Below are 17,758 nucleotides of genomic sequence, written 5' to 3' on the forward strand. Positions count from 1 at the left end.
CTTCGCGGAACACCGCGGAACCGGCTTTGCCGGGCCGCAGGTGTTGCCCCCGGTAGGGGGTTGGAGAAGCGACACGAAGTGCGCGAAGCCTGGGGGCGAGCCTTAGTTTCCGCGCACCATCGCCTGCATCTTTCGTTGAGCGGCGTTGATGGCGGCCGACTGGCCGTTCAACTGCTGCAGCATCTTGTTCAGCTCAACCTGCACGGCCGGGTCGGTCACGGTGACCGAAGAGCCCGAGACCTGGATCTTCGATTTGTTCTGCTGCAGAAAATCGCCGATGGTCAGCGCGCTGTCGAACACGGTGTCGAGCGCGGGGAACACTTCCTTGAACGTGGTGGCGGGCGCCGTCACGGTCCTTTCGTAGGCCTTGTCGTAGACCTGCTTCAGGTCCTCAGGCTGCTTGAGTTGCGCATGCGCCGCATCGGCCTTGGCGACCTGCTGGTCGAGGGCGGTGCGCAGGCCACCCAGCCCGTCCTTCGCGGCCTTGAGGTCGTCGCGGCGCGAAGCCAGGTCGGCAATCGAGCGCAGCGCGCCCTTGGCCATGACCTCGCCCATCGGTTTGCTCACCGACTGGTTCATGCCTTCGTTGAAATCGGTGATCACCGCGTAGTGCTGCGCGTAGTCGCCGAACGATGTTTTTTCTTCGGGCGTCGGCGTCGGCACATGCAGGCCGGGCTTGTCGAGCACGCGCGTCTGCAGGAAGGCGATGAAGGCGGTGCGCTGCTCGGCCTCCTTGTTGCCGCAGGCCACCAGCGCAAGGCTGAAGGCCACTAGGAGCGACAGGGCCCCGAGACGTTGAATGAAAGTTCTCATGGTGCAAGGCCCTCCCGTTGTTGCGGACTCAAAAATTATAGGGAGCGCTTCAATGCCTCGATGAAGGCACGCGCCGCGGCCGAAAGCGAGTGGCCGCGCTTGATGACGACCGAGATATCGCGTGCCACGCGCGGCGCGCTGAGCACCTTGATCACCAGCGAGGGATCGGCCTCGGCGCGGGCAAAGGCCGAGGGCATGATCGACGCGCCCATGCCGGCCGCGGTCATCCAGATCGCGGTGGAGAGAAAAGAGACTTCGTTCACCACGTCGAGCGTCACGCCGGCCTCGGCCGCGGTACCGTCGATGAGCGGCCGCACGCCGTAGCCGGGCCGCACGGTGATGACGGGGTGGCGCCCCAGGTCGCTCCAGCGCACGACGCGCGCCTTGGCCAGCGGATGGTCGCTGCGGCACACCAGCGCAAGGTGGTCGCGCATCAGACGCTGCACTTCGACCTCGGTGCCGGGCCGCTCGGGCGTGCCGATACCAAAGTCCACATGCTCGCCGATGATGCGCGAGATGAACTGGTCGGGCGCGCAGTCGTTCACCAGCACGCGCACTTTCGGATGCTGTTCGTTGAAGGCGCGCATGGCATCAGGCAGCAGGAAGCCCGCGAGCGTGGGCGTGATGGCCAGCGTGACGCGGCCGCGCTCCAGCGTGGCCAGTTCACGGAAATCGTTCGACAGCGAATCGACGTCGCGCAGGATGCGCTCGACCGTCACCATCATCTGTTCCGCCGCGGCGGTGGGCTTGAGCGAACGCGTGGTGCGGTCGAACAGACGCGTCTCCAGCCCCTCCTCGAGCTGGCGGATCAGCATGCTCACCGCCGACTGCGTGACGAACAGTCTTTGCGCCGCCGTGCTGAGCTTGCGCAACTGGTAGACAGCCAGGAAAGCGCGCAGTTGGCGAATCGTAGGACTGAAGTTCGTATTCATCAGGAAAGATGATATTTCATTCGAAATTTCTTGATTTACGAATGAATCCTGCCATCGTTCAATCTGTGCTCAAACCGATAACTCATATTCAAGGAGTCCCGATGACAGTTCCCCTCGCCCGCGGGACGAGCGCACTGCGTCGGCAGCTCGTGCTGGCGACGGCTTGCACGGTCCTCGGCGGCGCGGCCCTCGCGCAGGCTCCGGCCGGCGACTATCCGAACAAACCCATCCGTATGGTCGTGACGTTCCCGCCGGGCGGCAGCGCCGATGCGGTGGTCCGCATGCTGGTGCCGCGGCTCAACGAGAAGCTGGGCCAGCCGGTGGTGGTGGACAACCGGCCCGGCGCTGGTGGCAACGTGGGGCTTTCGCTGGTGGCCAAGACGCCGGCCGACGGCTACACGCTGGGCCTGGGCGCAGCGGGCGCGCTGACCGCCAACGTGAGCCTGTATCCGCAGATGCCTTTCGATCCGGTGAAGGACTTCAAGCCGGTGGGCATGGTCGCGGCCACGCCCTTCGTGATCGTCGGCCATCCCTCGATCGCGGCGCGCACGCAGCGCGAGCTGATCGCGCTGGCGAAGTCGCAGCCGGGCGGGCTGTCGATCGGTCATGGCGGCAACGGCACGGCAATGCACCTGTCGGCGGCGCTGTTCGCGCAGATGGCCGATGTGAAGCTGGTGGAAGTGCCCTATCGCGGCTCGGGCCCGGCGGCACTCGATGCCATCGCGGGGCAGATCCCGCTTGCGCTGGTCGACCTGCCCGCTTCGCTGCAGCAGATCCGTGCCGGCAAGCTGATCGCTTTTTCGGTCACCAGCGCGCAGCGCGTGCCGATGCTGCCCGACGTGCCCACGGTGGCCGAGGCCGGGCTGCCCGGCTACGACTCGACCGGCTGGTTCGGCGTGGTGGCGCCGGCCGGCACGCCCGCGCCCATCGTGGCGCGGCTCAATGCAGAGATCAACGCCGCGCTCGGCGACGAGCAGATCAAGGCCTCGATGCGCAACCTCGGCGCGGAGCCGGCGCCAGGTTCGACCGAAGCCTTCGAGGCCTACATCCGCTCCGAAACGAAGAAGTGGGCGAAGGTCATCCAGACCGCCAACATCCGGCTTGACTGACGGGAACCGACAGGATTTCTGAGAAGACATGACAGACAACACCGCACTGACCGCCGACGTGATGATCGTCGGCGCGGGCCCCGTGGGACTCACGCTGGCGATGGACCTCGCCTCGCGCGGCGTCTCGGTGATCATTTGCGAAACGCGCCATTTCGCCGAGCCGCCGAACGTGAAGTGCAACCACGTGGCCTCGCGCACGATGGAGCAGTTTCGCCGCCTGGGCGTGGCGCAGAAGCTGCGCGATGCGGGGCTGCCCGCGGACCACCCGAACGACGTGGTGTTCCGCACCAGCGTGACGGGCGCCGAACTCACGCGCATTCCCATCCCGTGCCGGCGCGACCGCTACACCGAGACCGAGGGCCCTGACGCATGGTGGCCCACGCCGGAGCCGCCGCACCGCATCAACCAGATCTACCTGGAGCCGATTTTGCTGAAGCACACGGCCGCGCTGCCTGGCGTGACGCTGCTCAACTGCACGCAGTTCGCGGGCTTCACGCAGGACGACGACGGCGTGACCGCCATTGCCACCGACATGGACAGTGGCGTGACGCGCAGCATCCGATGCCGCTACATGGTGGGCTGCGACGGCGGCAGCTCCGCCGTGCGCAAGCAGATCGGCGCCAAGCTCGAAGGCACGGCCGTCATCCAGCGCGTGCAGTCGACCTTCATCCGCGCGCCGAAATTGCGCGCCATGATTCCGGGCAAGCCGGCGTGGTCTTACTACGCGATGAACCCGCGCCGCTGCGGCACGATGTTCGCCATCGACGGCCACGAAACCTGGCTGGTGCACAACCACCTGAACGCCGAAGAACCCGAGTTCGATTCGGTCGACCGCGACCAGTCGTTGCGCGACATCCTCGGCGTGGGGCCGGACTTCGAATACGAGGTCATCAGCAAGGAAGACTGGGTCGGCCGCCGCCTCGTGGCGAATCGCTTTCGCGAAGGCCGTGTGTTCCTGGCGGGCGACGCGGCGCACCTGTGGGTGCCCTATGCGGGCTACGGCATGAACGCGGGCATTGCGGATGCGCTCAATCTCTCGTGGCTGCTGGGCGCCTGCGTGCAGGGCTGGGGCGACGAGGCCATCCTCGACGCGTACGAAGCGGAGCGCCAGCCGATCACCGAGCAGGTGTCGAACTTCGCGATGGACCATGCGCAGAAGATGATCCGCGCGCGCCGCGCCGTGCCGCCGAACATCGAGGAACCCGGCCCGGCGGGCGATGCGCTGCGGGCCGACATCGGGCGCGAGGCCTACGAACTCAACGTGCAGCAGTTCTGCTGCGGCGGGCTCAACTTCGGCTACTTCTACAGCGGCTCGCCGATCATCATTGCGGACGGCGAACACACGGCACCGCCCTATTCGATGGGCGACTTCACGCCCTCCACCGTGCCCGGCTGCCGCGCGCCGCATTTCTGGCTGGCCGATGGCCGCTCGCTCTACGACGCCTTCGGCCCCGGCTACACGCTGCTGCGCTTCGACCGCAGCGTGGACGTGAAGCCGATCGAGCATGCGGCACGCGCCTACAAGATGCCGCTCACGGTGCTGGACATCGAGACCGAGGACGTGCCCAAGGCCTACACGCATCGCCTGGTGCTGTGCCGCGCCGACCAGCATGTGGCCTGGCGCGGTGCCCATCTGCCGGCCGAGGTCTACGACCTGGTGGCGATGCTGCGCGGCGAAGCCAGGCGCGTTCGGGCGCGCAAGCGGGCGTTGGCCTGGGAAGGCGTGGTCGCCTGAACCCGGCACTGGCAGGGCCCGTTCACCAGGCCCGCCGCGCCACGGTGCGGTACGCCAGCCACGCGGCCAGCGCGGGAGCCAGCGCAAAGCTTGCGAACAGCCAGATGGCCGCCGAGCGCCCGCCTTCGATGCCGCCCGGCACGGTCAGGCCCGCTGCATTGGCGACCAGCCCCGCCACCGCCGCGCCCACGGCCATGCCGTAGAGCTGCACCGTGGTGATCGAGGCCGAGGCCCGGCCTTCCTCGCCCTTGGGGGCCAGCGACATCACCCGTGTCACCAGATGCGGCCAGCCGATGCCCACGCCCAGCCCGACCGCCGCCAGCGCGATGGCCACCAGCACCGTCTCGAAGCCCGCGCCGAGCAGGCCCGGCGCCGGCAGCAACACCACCAGCGCAACCAGGCCCAGCGTGCAGATCACCGGCCCGGTGCGCAGGATGCGGTCGGCCCCGGCACCGCTGCGGCCCGACGACAGCAGCGAGCCCGCGCTCCAGCCGCCGGCCATCGCCGCCGTGAGGTAGCCCGCCATGAGCGGCGAATGGCCGTGCAGCAACTGCAGGAAGTACGGCACGAAGATTTCGGTGGTGGTGCCGATCAGCAGCAATGCCACGCTGGCGTAGATGGCGCCGAGCGGCGTGCGCACGGCATAGGCGCCGGTGGGCAGCACGCGCACGCCGGCGCTGCGGTCGATGCGCGTGGCGGCGAAGCCGATGGCCAGCCCGAGCACCACGCCGGCCGCCTGCCAGGGCAGGTCGGACAGGAAGCCGCTCGCCGCGATCACCAGCACCGAGGCCGCGAGCAGGCCGATCTGCAGGGCCGGCACGCGCGGCAAGGTTGCGGGGCGCTCATGCTTCACGCCGGCCGAGGGCCGCAGTTGCACCAGCACCAGCACCGCCTGCGCCGCCGCCACCGGCAGCAGGAACCAGAAGGCCCAGCGCCAGTGCCCGGCCTGCGCGAACAGCCCGCCCACGGCCGGCCCGCACAGCGTGGCAACGCCCCACATGCCCGAGACCAGCGCCACCGCGCGCGGCCAGAGCCGCGGCGCGAACACCAGCTGGATCAGCCCGTAGCTCAGCGCGGCAAGCATGCCGCCGCCCAGCCCCTGCACCGTGCGGCCCGCGAGCATCCATGGCATGGCCGACGCCAGCGCGCAGCCCATCGAGCCGGCGGTGAACACCGCCAGCGCGGCCAGGCAGGCACCGCGCGGCCCGAGCACCGCCAGCAGCCGCACCGACAGCGTGGCACCGAGGATCGAGCCGACCACGAACAGCGTGGTGCTCCAGGCGTACCAGTCGAGCCCGCCGATCTCGCGCACCACCGATGGCAGCACGGTGGTCACGATGTGGACGTTGATGGCATGCAGCGCGACCCCGCCGGTCAGCGCGAGCGCGCGCCAGCCATTGCGGCCGGTGAACAGTTCGCTCCACGCGGCAGTGGGGGGTGGCGCTTGCAAGGCGGCGGAATCGGCGGAAGAGGAAGACGACATGGCAGGCACGAAGAACGGAAAGGAGCCCGAATACTAGGCGGCACGCCTTAATTAAACAAGCTATTGCTTTGATAAATAGAAACTTCGGCGCGCAGGCCGGGGCGCAGATGCGCGACACTTCTGCCCCTGATGCAAGCCGTTTCTTCCTTCGACACCCGCGACATCCACGACGCCACCGGCCCCATGCCGAAACCCACGCTGCCCCGCCCCACCGTCCGCTTTCTGTTCTCGCACCCCGCGCATGCCATCGCGCTGGGTTTCGGCTCCGGGCTGCCGCGCTTCGCGCCCGGCACCGTCGGCACGCTGTGGGCCTGGGTGGCCTTCGTGGTGATGCAGCTGTGGTTCACGCCCGCCACCATCGGCTGGATCATCCTGGCGTCGCTGCCCATCGGCTGGTGGGCCTGCACGGTGACGGCGCGCGACATGAACATCGCCGACCCCGGCGCCGTGGTGTGGGACGAGGTGGTCGCCTTCTGGATCGTGCTCTGGCTGGTCACGCCGGCCGGGCTGCTGGCGCAGGCCGTCGCCTTCGCGCTGTTCCGTTACTTCGATGCCGCCAAGCCCGGACCGGTGGCCTGGGCCGACGCGCTGTTCAAGCAGCGCGACGCGGCGCAGGTGCGCTGGTGGCGCGCGGGCTTCGGCATCATCCTCGACGACCTGGTGGCGGCCTTCTGCACGCTGCTGGTCATTGCGCTCTGGCGCGCATGGTGACAAGACCGATGATGGATTCTTCTTCGACGCTGCCCGCGCAGCCCACGCTCGCCGACCAGGACACGCCCGCATTGGTCGTGACGGTGGCCGGCCTGCTGCAGCAAAAGGGCTGGATGCTGTCCACCGCCGAAAGCTGCACGGGCGGGCTGATCGCCGCCGCCTGCACCGAGCTTGCGGGCTCCAGCGCATGGTTCGAGCGCGGCTTCATCACGTATTCCAACAGCGCCAAGACCGAGCTGCTGGGCGTGGACGCCGCGGTCATCGAAGCGAACGGCGCGGTCAGCGAACCGGTGGTGCGTGCCATGGCCACGGGCGCGATCGCGCACTCGCCGCCGTCGCGCGTGGCGCTGGCCGTCACCGGCGTGGCGGGGCCGACCGGCGGCACGCCCGACAAGCCGGTGGGCACCGTGTGGTTCGGCTGGTCAGTCGATGGCGAAGTGCGCACCGAGCGCCGACGCTTCGACGGCGACCGTGCCACGGTGCGCGCGGCCACGGTGCACTACGCGCTGCAGACGCTGGTCGAACTGCTCGCGCGGTAAACGTCGAAGCCTGGGCTTAGTCAGGCGTTCATGAAATCGCCGACGGGCCGGCGCGGCGCAGCGGACACCGGCGCCACCGGATAACCAAGGCGGCACATCATCTGCACCGTGGGGCTGCGCGCGTCGCGCGGCGGCGCGGTGCCCAGCAGCATGTCGTGCGCGGCCGCATGGTGCGACGCCATCTCCGCGAACTCTTCGAGCGGCTGGCTCATCGGGTGCATGCCCAGGCCCAGGTCGGTGGCCCGCAATTGCTGGCGCACATAGGCGCGCCCCGCGGCGATCTGCTCGGTGCGGCTGTTGCCGCGCGTGCTGAGCCAGATGAAGCCCATCGCGGTGTGGGCCTGGTCCTCGAACATCTGCAGCGTCTGCCGAAACGAAAGGCTGTCCTCGGCCGCCGGCACCTTGCGGTCGAACTGGCCCAGCGCCACGGCCACGCGCAGGGCCGGATCGTTCATCGAGAAGCCGTCGCGGTGCGCGAGGATCTCCTGCGGCCCGACGCGCAGCATGCGCAGGTTTTCAAGCGCGGTCTGGGGCGTGGCGAGTTCCACGCGCGCGGCCGCCGCACAGAGCCTGCGCAAGGGCAGCACGCGCGTGATGTCGACCGTGCCGGCGCACTGCACCCGTCCGCTGGCGGGCGTGACCGCCATGAGGCCCTGCAGCATGTCGGCCGACACCGGGCGCCCGGTGTCGAAGCGCTGCTTGGGCGTGCGCCGGCGCAGCACCTGCGCGAACAGCGGGTCCGGCTTGCCGCCGCCCGACAGCTTCAGGCGTGCCACCGGAATGTGCGGCCACCGCCGCGGCTCGCCCACCAGCTCGCCCTGCGGCCACAGTTGCACGCTGGCCGTCACGCCCTGCTGCCCCAGCGCCATCACCAGCAGTTCGATGAAGGCGCCATGGCCGATCAGGACCTGCCGGCCGAAGGGGTCGGTCTCGGGCTGCACGCGCGCCCGGTCGCAATACAGCACGATGGCATCGGGCTCGCGCAGGTCGACCATCCAGGGCTGGCAGTTGTAGGCCGTGGGGGCGGTGACGGCATAGGCGACGGCACGCTTGCGCACGTCGCGCTCGTCGCCGGGGCCGTTCCAGATCTCGAAGGCAGCGGCCGGCACCTCGTCGTTCAGCCACCAGGTGGCCATTGCCGCAGCCCCGGTGCTCAGCGCGATGCCGCCTCCCAGCAGGCGCACGAAGTTTCTGCGTTGTCTCATGGCGTCGATTCTTGGAAGCACCGGCGTGTTACACAATTGCCTGAATCGCCATACCCGCTATGCAGTAATGAATACTGAAACCGCGGGAAGGCGAATGTCCATCCGAGCCGGCAAGGACCTCCCATGAGCCCCAACCTTCAGTTCGACTGGCGACTCGTCCGGTCTTTTCTTGCCGCGCTGGACTGCGGCAGCCTGCTGGGCGCGGCGCGCATGCTCGGCGCGAGCCAGCCCACGCTGGGGCGGCACATCGCCGAGCTTGAATCGCAACTCGGCGTGGTGCTGTTCGAGCGCACCGGCCAGGGCCTGCGGCCGACCGCGATGGCCACCCAACTGGCCGAAGCGGCACGCAGCATGGAGAGCGGCGCGCACGCAATGGCGCGCAGCGTGTCGGGCGCCAACACCGCGCTGGGCGGCACGGTGCGCCTCTCGGCGAGCCAGGCCACGGCGCGGCATCTGCTGCCGGCGCTGCTGGCGCAGATGCGGCGCGAGCTGCCCGAAATCCAGATCGAGCTGGTGGCCACCAACGAGATCAGCAACCTGCTGCGCCGCGAGGCGGACATTGCGCTGCGCATGACCGCGCCCGAAACCAGCTCGGTGATTGCTCGGCGCGTCGGCAAGCTCGCGCTCGGCACCTTCGCGCAGCGCGACTACCTGCGCCGGCGCGGCACGCCCCGGCAGGCGAGCGACCTGTTCAAGCACGACCTGCTGGGCTACGACCGCGACGACAGCATCGTGCGCAGTTCCGCCCAGCTCGGCGCGCCGCTCAAGCGCGAAGACTTCTGCTTTCGCACCGACGACGTCAGCGTGTACTGGGAGGCGCTGCGCCAGGGCATGGGCATCGGCTTCGTGAGCGAGTCGCTGGCCCGCACCGACGACGAGGTGGTGCGCGTGCTGCCGGCGCTCAAGCTGCCGGTGCTGCCGGTGTGGCTCGCGGTGCACCGCGAGGTGCGCACCGACCGGCGCATTCGCACGGTCTATGATTTCCTCGCGCGCACCATTCCCAAGGTGATGTGACCCCGCTCCCCAACCCCAGAGGCCCCATGACCGCAGCCACCAATGCCCAGACCATCGAGCGCTTCTACAGCGCGTTCGAGAAACTCGATGCCGCCACCATGGCCGCCTGCTACGCCCCCGACGCGGAGTTCGACGACGAGGCTTTTTCGCTGCGCGGCCGGCGCGAGGTCGGCGGCATGTGGCGCATGCTGGCCCTGGCCACGCGCGCCAAGGGCGCCGACGTGTGGCGCCTGAAGTGGAGCGACGTGCAGGCCGACGAGACCACGGGCCGCGCCCACTGGGATGCGCACTACCGCTTCAGCGCCACCGGCCGGCTGGTCGACAACAGCATCGACGCGCGCTTCACCTTCACGCCCGAGGGACTGATCGCCACGCACAAGGACAGCTTTCCGTTCTGGACCTGGTCGCGCCAGGCCCTGGGCACGCCGGGCCTGCTGCTCGGCTGGACACCGATGCTGCGCAAGAAAGTGCGCGCCACCGCCGCCACCAACCTTGCCGCCTTCCTGGCACGCCAACCATGAGCAATACCACCGATCTCACTTTCACCAACAACGAAGCCCTGCACCGCTACGAGGCTGCGCTCGACGGCAAGCTCGCGGCCTATGCCGAATACAACCTGCTGACCGAAGCGATCATGTTCACGCACACCGAGGTGCTGCCCGAGCACGAAGGCAAGGGCGTGGGCTCGGCCATCGCGCGGCATGTGCTCGACGAGGCCCGCGCCAAGGGGCTGCATGTGATTCCGGTGTGCCAGTTCATCGCGGGCTACATCCGCAAGCACCGCGAATATGCCGACCTCGTCCGGCCGGACATCCAGCGCGCCTTCAAGATTTGAGCGAGGCGGCCTTCGGCGCGGGCAGCCACGCGAAGGCCACGATGCCCAGCACCAGCAGTGCAGCGATGGTCGCCAGCACCGCGGTCAGCGGGTCGGCGCCATGCGCTGCGGCCACCGAGGCCGCGACACCCGTTCCCCATTGCATGAGCGCCACGCCGAGGAACATGGCCATTGTGAAGACGGCCATCGCGCGCCCGGTGAGCGCGGCCGGGTAGGCGCCGCGCACGTCGGCGTACTGCCAGACGATGAAGCCCGAGAGCACGCCGATCAGCACCATGCCGCCGATGTCGAGCCAGGCCGAGTGCAGAAAAGCGATGAGCGCGAACAGCACCGCGTAGACCAGCCCGCAGGCCACGATCCAGCGTCGGCGCGCGGCGGCACCGTCGCGGTCGAGCTTGCCGAACAGCGGTGCGCCGAACAGCGAGACCACCGACACCAGCAGCGCCACGTTGCCGCTCTGCACCAGCGAATAGCCGTGGCGCTCCATCATGAGCGGCCCGAGCCAGAGCCCGCGCAGCGAGATGAAGGCCGCATAGGTGACCGCGCCGAGCACGATGATGCCGAGCGTGTGCGGCATCGCGAACAGCGCGCCGAACTGGCGGATGGCCTCGGGGATCGATTCCTTCACCTGGGGCACGGCGGATGGGGGCTCGTGCACCCAGCGCCAGATCGCGAGCCAGGCCAGCGCGGCGGCCACGGCCAGCACAAGGAAGCCCGCGCGCCATGACCAGGCCTGCACCAGCCAGGCCAGCGGTGTGCCCGTGGCCAGCATGCCGAGGCCGCCGATGGCCAGCACCATGCCCGAGACGGTGGCGAAGCGCGCCGCCGGAAAGTGCCGCGCGATGAACACGGTGCACACGAGGAATGCCGGCGCGCAGCCGATGCCGATCAACGCCTGGCCCGCCACCAGCACGAGGTAGCTGGACGACACGGCCGACAGCAGCGCGCCCACGATGGCGATGGGAAAGGCCACCAGCACCGTGCGCCGCACGCCGTGCAGGTCGATGCCGATGCCCATGAAGAGCTGCATGGCGCCGAACGCGAAATGGAAAGCGCCCGAGAAGATCCCGAGGGCCTGAGCCGACAGCTTGAAGTCGGCCTGCAGCGGGCTCGCCATGATGGCGCCGACCGTGCGGAAGGCCTGGCTCAGCGCTACACCGGCGCACAGCGCGAGGACCATGACCCAGGCTGCCCTTGGCGTCAGGGGTTCTGTGGTGGGGCGCTGTGTCTGCGGGGGCATGTCGGTGTGTTTTTGTTCTTGGGGGTTCGGGGTCGGGTTCGGGGTCATTCAGGGCTTGTGCGAATGACACCAGGTGCTCCCCTCCGCGAATGTCCCCCGCTTCGCTCCTCCTTTATTTCGCTGCGGGGAGCACCTGGTGCCATTCGCACAGGACACGTCGTGCGTTTGCGGCCGATCAACAAGTGCTCTGAGCGCTCACGTCGATACGGGGCTCTTTTTCGCGAAATAAAGGAGGAGCGAAGCGGGGGACATTCGCGAAAAAGAGCACCGTGTCGGCGTGAGTGCCGCCCTGAACAGCGGCGCCCCAAACGAACAGAAAGACAAGGTGTCATCCTGGGAGCCGAGCCCAGTCACTCACCGTGGCACTTCTTGTATTTCTTCCCGCTGCCACAGGGACAGGGATCGTTGCGCCCAGGCGTGGCTTCCTTGCGGATCGTCTCGACCTTCGGCCCCAGGCTCTTCCAGAGCTGGCGCAGGTCGTACACCGCCCAGATGACCGCGCCGAAATCGTCCAGCCGCTGCTGGCTCACGCTGGGCGGGCCGTCGTCGCTGTACATCGACACGGTGGGCTTGGCGGTGTCGTCTTCGGTGAGCGCCACGATGTTGTCGAGCGCGTCGTTGAGCATCTGCGCGGCTTCCTTGTCGCGCGGAGCGGCCCACTCCTCGGGCCAGTTCTCGACCGCGTACATGAAGCCCAGCGCCCAGACCTGTGCGAACGAGGGAATTTCCTCGCCCGCCATCTCGGCGCGCTCTTCTTCGGGCAACGAGGCGATGGCGCCGCGGGTGTCGAGCACCTCGGGCTGCCAGCTGCGTTCGTCGTCCAGCGTCTCGACGGGGGCGTCCAGGCCCTCTTCGATCTCGCGCCAGCGGCGCTTCCAGTTCCAGACGAACTCCATCTGCTGCGCGGGCTTGAAGCTGTCGCCCAGCAGCACCGGCCAGTATTCGGCAGGCGGAATCGGCCGGCGGGTGCAGATCAGCGCGGCCATGAAGCCTTCGCAGAACTCCCACTGGGGAATTTCCTCGTCGTGCTCGCGCATGGCGTCCAGCGCTTGGTCGAGGGCATCGAAGTCGTCGGGGCCGAGGGGTTCCTGGGCCGGTGGAGGGGTCTGGGGGGTATCGGAGGAGGTCGTCATGGCAAGTTCGGGGCAGCCCTCTATGATGCAGCAGGCTCTGGTAGTCATCTCATTTCTATGCCCACGATTATTCCGTTTCCGACGCGTTACAGCGCCTTTGCCCTGTGCGTGCTTGGTCTGGTCGCCTGCCTCGCCACTGTTTTCGTGTCGCCGCACCTGTGGCTGGCCTGGATCGGGGTGGTGGTTTTCGCGGTGCTCAGCGGCACCGGCGTGCACGACCTGCGCCAGACCCGCCACGCCATCCTGCGCAATTACCCGGTGATCGGCCACATCCGCTTTCTGCTGGAGTACATCCGCCCGGAGATGCGGCAGTACTTCATCGAGAGCGACTCGGAGGCCGCGCCCTTCTCGCGCGCGCAGCGCTCGCTGGTCTACCAGCGCGCCAAGGGCGACCCGGACAACCGGCCCTTCGGCACGCAGCTCGACGTGACCATCGCGGGCTACGAGTGGATCAACCATTCGATGCAGCCGACGAAGCTGCCGGACCATGACTTCCGCATCGTGATCGGCGGCACGCCGCAGCCGGCCGATGCCAACCCTGCGCAGGTCTGCACGCAGCCATACAGCGCCAGTGTGTTCAACATCTCGGCGATGAGCTTCGGCGCGCTGTCGGCCAATGCGATCCTGGCGCTCAACCAGGGCGCCAAGATGGGCGGCTTTGCGCACGATACCGGTGAAGGCTCGATCTCGCAGCACCACCGGGTGCACGGCGGCGACCTGATCTGGGAAATCGGCTCCGGCTACTTCGGCTGCCGCAACGACGACGGCACCTTCAGCGAAGAACGCTTCACCACCAATGCGCGCGACCCGCAGGTGAAGATGATCGAGATCAAGCTGAGCCAGGGCGCCAAGCCCGGGCATGGCGGCGTGCTGCCGGCGCCGAAGGTCACGCCCGAGATCGCGGCGGCGCGCGGCGTGCCGGTGGGCGTGGACTGCATCTCGCCCTCGTCGCACAGCGCGTTCTCCAACCCGACCGAGATGATGCATTTCGTCGCCAGGCTGCGCGAGCTGTCGGGCGGCAAGCCGACCGGCTTCAAGTTCTGCCTGGGCCATCCGTGGGAATGGTTCGGCATCGTCAAGGCGATGCAGGCCACCGGCATCACGCCCGACTTCATCGTGGTCGACGGTGCCGAGGGCGGCACGGGCGCGGCGCCGGTCGAGTTCAGCGACCACGTGGGTGCGCCGCTGCAGGAGGGCCTGCTGCTGGTGCACAACACGCTGATCGGCGTGAACCTGCGCCACCGCATCAAGATCGGCTGCGCCGCCAAGGTGATCACCGCCTTCGACGTGGCCCGCATGATGGCGCTGGGTGCCGACTGGTGCAATGCGGCACGCGGCTTCATGATGGCGCTGGGCTGCATCCAGGCGCAGAGCTGCCATACCGGCCACTGCCCCACCGGTGTGACCACGCAGGACCCGGTGCGCCAGCAGGCGCTGGTGGTGCCGACCAAGGCCGACCGCGTGCGCAACTTCCACCGCAGCACGCTGCATGCGCTGCAGGAGCTGGTGCAGGCCGCGGGCCTGGACCATCCGCAGCAGATCACCGCGCACCACATCGTGCGCCGCATCTCCGACACCGAAGTGCGCCTGTTGAGCAACCTGGTGATGCAGGTGCAGCCGGGCGCCCTGCTCGGCGCGCTCGACGAGCAGCACAATGTTTTCCGAACCTACTGGCCGCTGGCCAGCGCAGAGAGCTTCCAGCCCGTGACGCAGGGCCCGCAAGGGCTGAGGGTCACCGGCCTCGCCATGGCTGCATGAGCGCAGCGCGAAGTGCGAACGTATTGACCTGATGAATCCACTGAGACGAGGCGCATCGACGCGCCTGCAGACGCGCAAGGGAGCCGCTTCGGCCCCCGCGCCCGTCGATGCCCTTCCGAACCCGCCCGCGCCCGGCGACTACGCCGAATTCCTGCGCGCCACCCTGCCACGGCAACAGAAAAACGTGGCGAGCCACCGCTTCGGCAGCGAACGCGTGTGGCTCAAGAAGGCCGGCCCGCGCCACGGCAAATGGGGCTACCGCGTGATGGCGGCGGTCGCGCGCATGGCGCGGCTGGACATCATCAAGCCGGTGCCCAACCCGGGCGGCGAAGCGGCCATTGCCACCGAGGCGCGGCGCCTGAAGCAACTGGCGGCCGCCGGCCTGCGCGTGCCCACCGTGCTGGCGCAGCAGGCGGACGGCCTGCTGATCTCCGACCTCGGCGAAAGCGGCCGCGCCACCGTCGTGCTGCAGGAGCGGCTGGACCATGCCGCCGCCACCGGCCCCGCCGCCCTGCTCGCCGTGTGGCGCGAAGGCCTCGTGGCCATCGCGGCCGTGCATGTGTGCGGCCAGCACCTGAGCCAGGCCTTCGATCGCAACCTCGTGCAGTGCCCGGATGGCGTGATCGGCTACATCGACTTCGAGGACGATCCCGCCGAAGTCATGACACTGGCCGAATGCCAGGCGCGCGACTGGCTCAGCTACCTGCATTCGACGGCCATGATGCTGGAAGCCGCCGCGCCGCAAGCTGCGGGGCAGCACTGGCATGCGGCGCTGGCGGGAGTGAACGAAGAAGTGCGCGAGCGCATCGCCAACGCGGCGCGGCGCATGAAGTGGGCGCAGAAGCTGCCGGCAAGCCGGCGCTGGGGGCGCGATACGCAGCGGGTGCGGGCCGTGGCACGGCTGCTGGGGCAGTGGCACGGGGTGCCGCCCACCCACACGCACACGCCTGCCGGCTAGCTAGGGCGAAAAGGCGGCCTGCACCGCGACGCCCCGCAGCGCCAGCCGCTTCTTCATCGACAGCACCGCCCGGTCCTTGCTCAGCAGCAGCGCGCCGTGCGCCACGGCGAGGTCGATGAAGACCTGGTCATCTGGATCGCTGCAGACGCAGGGCGCGCGCGGCGGCGTGCCGGCCAGCATCTGCACGCGCGCATCGAAGTCGGCCAGCACGGCGGGCACTTCGAGCCCCCGCTGCGCCATGCGCCGGGCGATGAGCGGATAGCCGAGCACGCGCGCAAGCTCGGTGCGCATGGCGTCGGACGCGATCCAGCGCAGTTCGCCGGCCGCCAGCCTTTCGGTCAGCGGCCCCCATGACGGGTCTTCGAAGACCAGCAGGTCGAGCGCGATGTTGGTGTCGATGACGACGGGGTCGGATGCGGGGGCGGTAAAGGTCATGGATGCGTGAGGACTATCGCCGATGTTGCACCATGCAGGGGCGGCGTCAGCCCCGAGTGGGTTCGGCGCCCGACAATGCTGCGGCGCCGCTCGCGCATTGCACGCCGTGCACTCCTCCAACCCGCCCTTCTTTTTTCATGAAACGACTTTCGCTGCTCTGCCTTGTCCTGCTCGCCGGCGCGGGTGTCCGGGCCGAGTGGCTGACGCTGAATGGCTCGCCCGGCGACGCCGGCAACACCTACGTGCAGGTCGATCCGACCAATGTCGAGGTGAACGGATCGCTGCGCAACGTGACGCTGCGCATGAGCCTGGCGGAAGACCGCACCAACAAGGACGGCGTGCGGTTCCGCTCCTTCCTGGCCCGCGCGAGCGTCGATTGCGAGGCCCGCAGCGCGCGCTACGTGAGCACCACCTACTTCGCCCAGCCGAACTTCGTCGGTGAACCTGTGGCGGTGAAGAATTTCGAGGAAGACGACGTGCGCCCCATGACCTTCGAAGGCGCGCCGGGCGACCTGGCTGCACGCACGGTGAATGCGGCGTGCAGCGTCGGCGCCCCGCGCCAGCAGTGATTCAGCAACCTGCCTATGCGCCCGCTTCCTGCTGCGGCGCCCGGTTGGAGCCCCGGACCAGGTCGAAGCGGAACAGCCGGCATTCGATCGGGCCGTTCCACATCGGCACGCGGCGCGATTCCTTCAGCCGCATCTGCTTGGGCAGCTTCAGGTCGGGCGTGAGCACCCAGGCGGTCCAGCCGGCGTAGTTTTTCTTCCAGTGCGTGGCCAGTTGCGGGAAGAAATCGCCGCTGTTGCCATCGCCGCTTTCTCCGCCGCCAGAAGAGGTCTGGGCGGCTTCGCGCGCGCCGAAGCGGGCCACGCCGCCGACTTCAATCCGCTCGCCGTACGGCGGGTTGAGCATGATCACGCCGCCTTCGGCCGGGGGCATGCGCTGCAAGGCATCGCCACCGCGGAATTCGATGGCGTTGGCCACGCCGGCGCGCTCGGCGTTGCGCTCGGAAAAGTCGACCATGCGGTGCGAGACGTCCGATCCGAAAATTGCGACATCGCCCGTGGACACTTGGGATTCAGCTTCTTTTTTGATAGCAGTCCAGACATGCGCCTGGAACGGCAGCAGCTTCTCGAAGCCGAACTGCCGCAGCGAGCCGGCCGCGATGCCGCGCGCGATCTGCGCCGCCTCGATGGCGATGGTGCCGCTGCCGCAGCAGGGGTCGTACAGCGACTGCGCGGCCACGGCGCCGGTCTCGGGGTTCCACCAGCCGCTGGCGGCCAGCATGGCGGCGGCCAGGGTTTCCTTCAGCGGGGCATCGCCCTTGTCCTGGCGCCAGCCGCGCTTGAACAGCGGCTCGCCCGAGGTGTCGATGTACAGCGTGCAGTGGTCGGTGGTCAGGTGGGCGAACACGCGGCAGTCGGGCCACTGGGTCTCGATGCTGGGGCGCACGCCGTGGGCCTTGGCGCGGAAGCGGTCGGCAATGGCGTCCTTGATGCGCAGCGTGGCGAAGTTCAGGCTCTGCAGCGGGCTGTGCTGGGCCGTGGTCTCGATCTTGAAGGTCTGCTTCGGAGTGAACCAGATCTCCCAGGCCACGCCGCTGGCGATGGCGTAGAGGTCGTTCTCACTGCGGTAGGGGGCATGGGCCAGCTCGACCAGCACGCGTTGCGCCAGGCGGCTGTGCAGGTTGAGCTTCAGGCCGTCGCGCCAGTCGGCACGCACCCGCACGCCGCCGCGCAGCGTGAGCAGGTCTTGCCCGGCGCGGCCGGTCAGGGCGTGTACCTCCTGGGCGAGGAATTCCTCGACGCCGGCGGCGCAAGGCAGGAAAAAGGAAAGATCGTTCACGGAAAGTTGGCCA

At 68.6% G+C, this 17,758-nt stretch carries 18 protein-coding genes; 10 read left to right on the plus strand and 8 right to left on the minus strand.

Annotation, left to right across the window (positions count from 1 at the left end):
* Positions 1 to 102: 102 nt before the first annotated feature.
* Together ACSFB7_RS09205 and ACSFB7_RS09210 are read right to left on the minus strand one after the other, a co-directional pair.
* Positions 103 to 813 (minus strand): DUF3053 domain-containing protein, encoded by a 711-nt coding sequence (locus ACSFB7_RS09205; protein WP_435469217.1) that lies wholly within the window; start codon positions 811 to 813, stop codon positions 103 to 105.
* Between the two features lie 35 nt (positions 814 to 848).
* The gene (locus ACSFB7_RS09210; RefSeq protein ID WP_435469219.1) at positions 849 to 1,745 is read right to left on the minus strand and encodes a LysR family transcriptional regulator; all 897 of its coding nucleotides are present in this window, start codon (positions 1,743 to 1,745) and stop codon (positions 849 to 851) included.
* Positions 1,746 to 1,846: 101 nt separating this feature from the next.
* On the opposite strand from ACSFB7_RS09210, the gene ACSFB7_RS09215 reads away from it, so the two are divergent.
* Together ACSFB7_RS09215 and ACSFB7_RS09220 are read left to right on the plus strand one after the other, a co-directional pair.
* Positions 1,847 to 2,854 carry a Bug family tripartite tricarboxylate transporter substrate binding protein gene (locus ACSFB7_RS09215; protein ID WP_435469221.1) on the plus strand — a complete coding sequence of 336 codons (1,008 nt, stop codon included), beginning with the start codon at positions 1,847 to 1,849 and terminating at the stop codon, positions 2,852 to 2,854.
* A gap of 28 nt (positions 2,855 to 2,882) precedes the next feature.
* Positions 2,883 to 4,589 carry an FAD-dependent oxidoreductase gene (locus ACSFB7_RS09220; protein ID WP_435469223.1) on the plus strand — a complete coding sequence of 569 codons (1,707 nt, stop codon included), beginning with the start codon at positions 2,883 to 2,885 and terminating at the stop codon, positions 4,587 to 4,589.
* Positions 4,590 to 4,611: 22 nt separating this feature from the next.
* On the opposite strand, the gene ACSFB7_RS09225 is transcribed toward ACSFB7_RS09220, so the two are convergent.
* Positions 4,612 to 6,072, minus strand: coding sequence for an MFS transporter (locus ACSFB7_RS09225; RefSeq protein ID WP_435469225.1), 1,461 nt, complete (start codon positions 6,070 to 6,072; stop codon positions 4,612 to 4,614).
* Positions 6,073 to 6,255: 183 nt separating this feature from the next.
* Between ACSFB7_RS09225 and ACSFB7_RS09230 the strand changes: the two genes are divergently transcribed.
* Together ACSFB7_RS09230 and ACSFB7_RS09235 are read left to right on the plus strand one after the other, a co-directional pair.
* Positions 6,256 to 6,783 (plus strand): phosphatidylglycerophosphatase A family protein, encoded by a 528-nt coding sequence (locus ACSFB7_RS09230; protein WP_435469961.1) that lies wholly within the window; start codon positions 6,256 to 6,258, stop codon positions 6,781 to 6,783.
* 11 nt (positions 6,784 to 6,794) lie between these two features.
* Positions 6,795 to 7,322, plus strand: coding sequence for a CinA family protein (locus ACSFB7_RS09235; RefSeq protein ID WP_435469963.1), 528 nt, complete (start codon positions 6,795 to 6,797; stop codon positions 7,320 to 7,322).
* Between the two features lie 20 nt (positions 7,323 to 7,342).
* On the opposite strand, the gene ACSFB7_RS09240 is transcribed toward ACSFB7_RS09235, so the two are convergent.
* Positions 7,343 to 8,527, minus strand: a complete 1,185-nt coding sequence (locus ACSFB7_RS09240) for an Acg family FMN-binding oxidoreductase (RefSeq protein ID WP_435469227.1) — start codon at positions 8,525 to 8,527, stop codon at positions 7,343 to 7,345.
* A 123-nt stretch (positions 8,528 to 8,650) separates the two neighbouring features.
* Here ACSFB7_RS09240 and ACSFB7_RS09245 point away from each other — a divergent pair, with 123 nt between their 5' ends.
* From ACSFB7_RS09245 to ACSFB7_RS09255, 3 genes are read left to right on the plus strand one after another with little or no spacing between them, the layout of a single operon-like run.
* Positions 8,651 to 9,541: a LysR family transcriptional regulator gene (locus ACSFB7_RS09245; protein WP_435469229.1), complete on the plus strand. Its 891-nt coding sequence runs from the start codon at positions 8,651 to 8,653 to the stop codon at positions 9,539 to 9,541.
* Between the two features lie 26 nt (positions 9,542 to 9,567).
* Entirely contained in the window at positions 9,568 to 10,062 is a 495-nt protein-coding gene (locus tag ACSFB7_RS09250) for a nuclear transport factor 2 family protein (protein WP_435469231.1), read from the plus strand.
* Positions 10,059 to 10,376 carry a GNAT family N-acetyltransferase gene (locus ACSFB7_RS09255; RefSeq protein ID WP_435469233.1) on the plus strand — a complete coding sequence of 106 codons (318 nt, stop codon included), beginning with the start codon at positions 10,059 to 10,061 and terminating at the stop codon, positions 10,374 to 10,376. Before ACSFB7_RS09250 ends, ACSFB7_RS09255 begins: the two co-directional genes overlap by 4 nt.
* Here the strand turns inward: ACSFB7_RS09255 and ACSFB7_RS09260 are convergent.
* Both ACSFB7_RS09260 and ACSFB7_RS09265 read right to left on the minus strand, forming a co-directional pair.
* Positions 10,366 to 11,616, minus strand: a complete 1,251-nt coding sequence (locus tag ACSFB7_RS09260; protein WP_435469235.1) for an MFS transporter — start codon at positions 11,614 to 11,616, stop codon at positions 10,366 to 10,368. The genes ACSFB7_RS09255 and ACSFB7_RS09260 overlap by 11 nt on opposite strands.
* Before the next feature lie 350 nt (positions 11,617 to 11,966).
* Entirely contained in the window at positions 11,967 to 12,749 is a 783-nt protein-coding gene (locus tag ACSFB7_RS09265) for a YecA/YgfB family protein (RefSeq protein WP_435469237.1), read from the minus strand.
* 57 nt (positions 12,750 to 12,806) lie between these two features.
* On the opposite strand from ACSFB7_RS09265, the gene ACSFB7_RS09270 reads away from it, so the two are divergent.
* Both ACSFB7_RS09270 and ACSFB7_RS09275 read left to right on the plus strand, forming a co-directional pair.
* Positions 12,807 to 14,507 (plus strand): FMN-binding glutamate synthase family protein, encoded by a 1,701-nt coding sequence (locus ACSFB7_RS09270; RefSeq protein ID WP_435469239.1) that lies wholly within the window; start codon positions 12,807 to 12,809, stop codon positions 14,505 to 14,507.
* A gap of 31 nt (positions 14,508 to 14,538) precedes the next feature.
* Positions 14,539 to 15,465: a BUD32 family EKC/KEOPS complex subunit gene (locus ACSFB7_RS09275; protein ID WP_435469241.1), complete on the plus strand. Its 927-nt coding sequence runs from the start codon at positions 14,539 to 14,541 to the stop codon at positions 15,463 to 15,465.
* Here ACSFB7_RS09275 and ACSFB7_RS09280 read toward each other — a convergent pair whose 3' ends face one another.
* Positions 15,466 to 15,900: a putative toxin-antitoxin system toxin component, PIN family gene (locus tag ACSFB7_RS09280; RefSeq protein WP_435469243.1), complete on the minus strand. Its 435-nt coding sequence runs from the start codon at positions 15,898 to 15,900 to the stop codon at positions 15,466 to 15,468. It abuts the gene before it with no gap.
* A gap of 137 nt (positions 15,901 to 16,037) precedes the next feature.
* Between ACSFB7_RS09280 and ACSFB7_RS09285 the strand changes: the two genes are divergently transcribed.
* Entirely contained in the window at positions 16,038 to 16,469 is a 432-nt protein-coding gene (locus ACSFB7_RS09285; protein WP_435469245.1) for a surface-adhesin E family protein, read from the plus strand.
* A gap of 13 nt (positions 16,470 to 16,482) precedes the next feature.
* Here the strand turns inward: ACSFB7_RS09285 and ACSFB7_RS09290 are convergent, their stop codons facing one another.
* Positions 16,483 to 17,745: a THUMP domain-containing class I SAM-dependent RNA methyltransferase gene (locus ACSFB7_RS09290; RefSeq protein WP_435469247.1), complete on the minus strand. Its 1,263-nt coding sequence runs from the start codon at positions 17,743 to 17,745 to the stop codon at positions 16,483 to 16,485.
* Between the last annotated feature and the right edge of the window lie 13 nt (positions 17,746 to 17,758).

This window comes from Variovorax raffinosi (assembly GCF_051216615.1).
In the GTDB taxonomy this organism is placed as follows: Bacteria; Pseudomonadota; Gammaproteobacteria; order Burkholderiales; family Burkholderiaceae_C; genus Variovorax.

What these genes read in the sequence shown, in the direction of transcription:
- ACSFB7_RS09205 (WP_435469217.1), bottom strand. Translation starts at nt 813, where the DNA reads ATGAGAACTTTCATTCAACGTCTCGGGGCCCTGTCGCTCCTAGTGGCC.
- ACSFB7_RS09210 (WP_435469219.1), bottom strand. Translation starts at nt 1,745, where the DNA reads ATGAATACGAACTTCAGTCCTACGATTCGCCAACTGCGCGCTTTCCTG.
- ACSFB7_RS09215 (WP_435469221.1), top strand. Translation starts at nt 1,847, where the DNA reads ATGACAGTTCCCCTCGCCCGCGGGACGAGCGCACTGCGTCGGCAGCTC.
- ACSFB7_RS09220 (WP_435469223.1), top strand. Translation starts at nt 2,883, where the DNA reads ATGACAGACAACACCGCACTGACCGCCGACGTGATGATCGTCGGCGCG.
- ACSFB7_RS09225 (WP_435469225.1), bottom strand. Translation starts at nt 6,072, where the DNA reads ATGTCGTCTTCCTCTTCCGCCGATTCCGCCGCCTTGCAAGCGCCACCC.
- ACSFB7_RS09230 (WP_435469961.1), top strand. Translation starts at nt 6,256, where the DNA reads ATGCCGAAACCCACGCTGCCCCGCCCCACCGTCCGCTTTCTGTTCTCG.
- ACSFB7_RS09235 (WP_435469963.1), top strand. Translation starts at nt 6,795, where the DNA reads ATGGATTCTTCTTCGACGCTGCCCGCGCAGCCCACGCTCGCCGACCAG.
- ACSFB7_RS09240 (WP_435469227.1), bottom strand. Translation starts at nt 8,527, where the DNA reads ATGAGACAACGCAGAAACTTCGTGCGCCTGCTGGGAGGCGGCATCGCG.
- ACSFB7_RS09245 (WP_435469229.1), top strand. Translation starts at nt 8,651, where the DNA reads ATGAGCCCCAACCTTCAGTTCGACTGGCGACTCGTCCGGTCTTTTCTT.
- ACSFB7_RS09250 (WP_435469231.1), top strand. Translation starts at nt 9,568, where the DNA reads ATGACCGCAGCCACCAATGCCCAGACCATCGAGCGCTTCTACAGCGCG.
- ACSFB7_RS09255 (WP_435469233.1), top strand. Translation starts at nt 10,059, where the DNA reads ATGAGCAATACCACCGATCTCACTTTCACCAACAACGAAGCCCTGCAC.
- ACSFB7_RS09260 (WP_435469235.1), bottom strand. Translation starts at nt 11,616, where the DNA reads ATGCCCCCGCAGACACAGCGCCCCACCACAGAACCCCTGACGCCAAGG.
- ACSFB7_RS09265 (WP_435469237.1), bottom strand. Translation starts at nt 12,749, where the DNA reads ATGACGACCTCCTCCGATACCCCCCAGACCCCTCCACCGGCCCAGGAA.
- ACSFB7_RS09270 (WP_435469239.1), top strand. Translation starts at nt 12,807, where the DNA reads ATGCCCACGATTATTCCGTTTCCGACGCGTTACAGCGCCTTTGCCCTG.
- ACSFB7_RS09275 (WP_435469241.1), top strand. Translation starts at nt 14,539, where the DNA reads ATGAATCCACTGAGACGAGGCGCATCGACGCGCCTGCAGACGCGCAAG.
- ACSFB7_RS09280 (WP_435469243.1), bottom strand. Translation starts at nt 15,900, where the DNA reads ATGACCTTTACCGCCCCCGCATCCGACCCCGTCGTCATCGACACCAAC.
- ACSFB7_RS09285 (WP_435469245.1), top strand. Translation starts at nt 16,038, where the DNA reads ATGAAACGACTTTCGCTGCTCTGCCTTGTCCTGCTCGCCGGCGCGGGT.